The organism is Paenibacillus sp. 01T422 (assembly GCF_056398785.1).
Genome location: NZ_JBFTQB010000454.1, coordinates 1 through 5,015, shown reverse-complemented (window position 1 = coordinate 5,015; position 5,015 = coordinate 1). Strand labels below are relative to the sequence as shown.

Genomic DNA, 5,015 nt, shown 5'->3' with positions numbered 1-5,015 from the left:
TTTCCATGGCCATTGCTTCAACCAGGAAATTACAGCATTTCTCCAGCAATTGCAAATGGTACACAAGAAAATCACGTTATGTGCGATTGGATTGAGAATGCTTTAATAGTTACATCTTTTAGTTCAAAAGAGGTAATTGGTTTAGTCGGAATTAATTCAGTTCAAGTTGATACTTACAAATTGGGGGAAGAATAAAATGAGCGAACGATTTATTCYCGACCGATATGATATTTCTTTTTATGAACATATGCATCGCTACCAGTTGATTAAAGATTTAGTAAAAGATAAAAATGTGCTTGATATTGCTTGTGGGGAAGGTTATGGGTCAAGTATTATTTCCGAATATGCGAAAAATGTTACAGCAGTTGATATTAATGAAGAAAGCATACAGGCTGCTAAATTAAAATATAGTTCGCAAAATATAAAGTTTCAAACATCTGACATTTATTCGCTCCCATTTTCAGAAAATGAATTTGATATAATAATCTCATATGAAACTATTGAACATGTCAATGAGCCTGAAAAAGCAATCATTGAATTAAGCAGAGTTTTGAAAAAGGAAGGACTTTTAGTGATCTCAACTCCAAATAAGTCGGAGTATACGGATGCTAGAATGTTTAATAATCCATTTCATCTTCACGAATTTTATCAAGATGAATTTAAAGAACTTATGCAAAAGTATTTTCAGAATTGTTCTTTTTATGGTCAAAGAATGATTCGAAGTTCTCTAGTTTGGGACATGAAAAAGGAATTTGAAACCACGAATTTCATTGGTAATATTTTAAATTTAGAACCAATGTATTTCATTGTGATATGTAGTAATAGTGCTCTTCCTGATCTTAGGGAATCACAGTTTACTAATGGATTTGCTGATTCTGAAATAACAAAAGCTCAAAATACTATTGAAAATTATGAAATTGAAATAATAAATGCAAGAAATGCAATAAATGAAAAAAATATAGAAGTAATAAACGCAAGAAATACAATAAATGAAAAAAATTCAGAAGTATTAAACGCCCAAAATTCAATTAATCAATTACAAACAGAAATTTCAAATGCTAAAATTTCAATTATTAGTTTGGAAAAAGAATTAAAAGAAAAAAATATAAAACAATCAAATGAGTCCGATTACTTACAACAGATCAATAATGCAAAATTAGTAATAGATGCAAAACAACTTGAAATTAAAAAAGCCGGAGATTCAATCGAAAAATTAGTGCATGAGAATCAAGAAGCTAAAAAGTCCATTGACTACCTTAATTTTAAAATAAGTGAAGCTGAAAAAAATCTTCAAAAATTACAAGAACAAATTGATCTGTCAATTAATTCTGAGGAATATTATAAAAATGAAATCTTGAAATTACAAGATGAATATGATCGAAATATAAAAAAAATAGATGAATTAAACGGCGAATTAAAAGAGATAAAAGGTAAATTTCCTTTTAATATTATTAAAGCCTTTAAAAAGCGTTAAATAATATTTATCCTAGGGTGTGAAAAGAATGACTGCAGAAAAAGAAATTATTGAAAAACTTGAAAATAAAGTAGTTAGGTTAGAAAAGGATTTAGAAAATAAGATGTATCAAATTCAGCAAATGGAAAATTCGTCCTCTTGGAAACTAACAAGAGTTTTAAGATTTTCTGGTCGAATTCTAAGAAACCCAAAGAATTTTATTATAGATCTAAAAGATCTTATAATTAGGAAGAGTTTTAATCCCATATTAGTCCCTGTTGCCGGTCTAGAGCAAAATGATGAAAAATGGATTGCCACATCAGAAGACCCTCAATTTGAACTCATTGGAGATTATCCTTTAGGGTTTTCTAAAGTTATTGTCCATATTAAAGGTGAAGGACATGTAACAGGAAATACACGTCTTTACTTAAATAGTGGCAAAGGATATTCCGAGGAAGATAGTTATGATTTAGGTGAGACAGGACAAAAGAGAGAATTGTATGTGGATTTTAATTTAGAGAAAAAGAGTATAAGATTGGATCCTATCGATAGAAAGAATAATTTCGAAATAATAGATTTTAATATTATTCGAGTCTCGATTTTGGAGAAGAAAATAGTGAGATATGCTAAAAAAATAAGAAAATTATACTCATTTATTTCCTTTTCGGCAAAAAAAGGTAGAAGTTGGTATAAAAAAAGAGGCAGATTACCCAAAATACATGAATTTCCAGTGTTACTACGAAAAGCTCTACATAAATGGAATTCATCTGTTGAAATAAGTAGTACCAATATTCCAAAAGGTCTAACAATACCGCCTCAAATGGATACTTATGATGCATGGTTAGAAGTTAATCAATGGAATGGTTTAAGAGAAAAATTATTAAATGACAAAATTTTAGGAATAAGAAATAAGCAAATTTTAAGCATAATAATGCCAGTATATAATCCACCCATAGAGTTTCTTATCAAGGCTATAGAAAGCGTAATAGATCAAATCTATCCTTATTGGCAGTTATGTATTGCAGATGATTCAAGTACAGATCCTGAGGTTAGAAAAGTTCTTGATAAATATGCTTTACTTGATTCAAGAATTGTTATTAATTACAGGGAAAAAAATGGAAATATTAGTTTGGCTACTAATAGTGCTGTTGAGCTAGCCAAAGGTGAGTTTTTAGTTTTAATGGATAATGATGATGAATTAACAAAAGATGCTTTAGCTGAAATTGCTATTTATCTAGATGAACATCCTGAAACAGATGTTTTATATTCTGATGATGATAAAATCGACAATGAAGGTAATAGATTTGATCCACAGTTTAAACCTGATTGGTCTCCGGAGTTACTCTTATCATATATGTACTTAAGTCACATTTTTGTTTTAAGAGCTGAAATGTACAGTCAAGTTGGAGGTATGCAAGTAGGCTATGAAGGTTCCCAAGACTATGATCTGGCATTGAGGGTAACTGAAAAAGCGAGACATATAGGACACATACCCAAAATCTTATATCATTGGCGAGTACTCCCTGGTTCGACTGCATCTTCTGGACATGCAAAACCGAGTAGTTTTGAAGCAGGTAGAAAGGCTATACAGGATGCATTTTCCCGTAGAGGAATAGAAGGGGAGGTATATCAGCCAGACTGGGCATATAAAGCGGGGTGTGGGATTTATTCGCATAAGTTTCCCGAAAGTGGTCCTGAAGTTTCGATTATTATCCCAACTAAGAATAACAAAAATATTCTTAAAAAATGCATTGACTCTATTGTTACTTTAACAACCTATAAAAATTATAAAATTGTTGTCATTGATAACGAAAGCGACGATGAAAATACATTATTATATTTAAAAACATTACCTCATAAAGTTTTAAAAATTAATAACATTGAGGGTAAATTTAACTATGCGCGAATTCACAACCTGGCAGTCGAAGAGGTTGATTCGCAATATATTCTATTTCTGAATAATGATACAGAAGTAATCTCGCCAGAGTGGCTAAGTCAAATGATAGGTTATATGGGAATTGAAGGTGTAGGAATAGTAGGGGCAAAACTAATTTATCCTGATAATAGAATTCAACATGCAGGGGTTATTCATGGTTTATACAAAGGCATGGTCGGTCCTGCGTTTAAATTAGCTCCACATTGGGATAATGGTTACTTGAGTTACACAGCAGTATCAAGAAATTATCTCGCAGTTACAGCGGCTTGTTTACTTACTACTAAGGATTTATTCTTAGAGGTAGGAGGATTTAATAGTGATCTATTTGCTGTAGCTTATAACGATGTAGATTATTGTTATAAAGTTCATGATAAAGGCAAGAGAATTGTTTATTGCCCTACAGCAGAATTATATCATTACGAAGGCCTTACCAGAGGATTCGTTGATAATCCGGCAGAGCCAGCTGCATTTAGAGAACTATACGGAAGTATAATCGATCCCTATTATAATCGTAACCTATCCCTTGAAAATGAAAGATTTGAAATTAATTCACGCTTAATTAATGACTTCAATAATGTTTCACTGATGAATGTACTAATATGTACATTTACTTTAGATTGGACTGGTGGAGCACTACATCAATATGAGATTGCTATTGATTTGAAGAAAAAGGGCGTTTTTAATCCTATTGTTTATTGCCCAAGTGAAGGACCTTTGCGAAAATTATACGAAGAGAATGGTGTACAAGTCTTTGTTTTTAAACATCCGTTGTCTGAAGTAAATGGAATAAGTTCTTACAATAAAGCTATTGATGAATTTTCTATTCATTTAGAAGAGTGGAATATTGATGTTGTTTATGGAAACACCTATCAATCATTTTTCAGCATTGATGCTGCAAAAAGAGCTGATATACCAAGCATATGGAATATTCATGAAAGTGAACCTTGGCAAACATATTTCAACTATTTCGGAGATGACATTGCAACTCAAGCTTTAAATTGTATGCAATATCCTTATAAAGTCATATTTGTGTCTGACGCTACCCGAGAGCAGTGCGAGGAGTTAAATAGTCATCGAAGTTTTACAACTATTTATAATGGTATCAATATCACTAGTATCAAAGAAAAGTTGGACGATTGGACCAAAGAAAAGGCTAGAAGCAAGCTTGATGTGCAAGAGAATGAAGTTGCATATTTGTTATTGGGGACGGTCTGTGAACGTAAAGGACAAATAGACTTAATTAATGCAGTAAAAGAGATTCCAAGTGAGGCAATGCATAATCTCAAGTTTTTTATTGTTGGTGACAGAGAAAGCGAATATAGTAATGAGCTTTGGAAGATTTATAACGAATTAAGCAATGAATACAAAGAAAGAATTCAAATAATTAAAGAGACACCTCAAATTTCATTGTATTTTTCAGCGGCTGATGTATTTTTATGCACTTCAAGAGTTGAAAGTTTTCCTCGCGTAACACTTGAAGCAATGGCATGTGAGTTACCGATAATTACCACTCCAGTTTATGGATTAAAAGAACAGATTCAAAATGGCGTTAATGGGGTATTTTATAATCCAGGAGATTACGCATCCCTTGCTAGTTTAATATTAACTTTAGCTAATGATAAGGAC

General features: G+C 31.7%; 3 protein-coding genes. All 3 read left to right on the top strand.

Annotation, left to right across the window (positions count from 1 at the left end; genetic code table 11):
- On the top strand, positions 1-195 hold a 195-nt coding region (locus tag AC1DUA_RS22930), incomplete at its 5' end, for a Wzt carbohydrate-binding domain-containing protein (RefSeq protein WP_477501975.1).
- A gap of 1 nt (position 196) precedes the next feature.
- Entirely contained in the window at positions 197-1,474 is a 1,278-nt protein-coding gene (locus AC1DUA_RS22925) for a methyltransferase domain-containing protein (RefSeq protein WP_477501974.1), read from the top strand.
- Between the two features lie 28 nt (positions 1,475-1,502).
- Positions 1,503-5,015 (top strand): glycosyltransferase (locus tag AC1DUA_RS22920; RefSeq protein ID WP_477501973.1); only part of this gene is annotated, 3,513 nt, incomplete at its 3' end.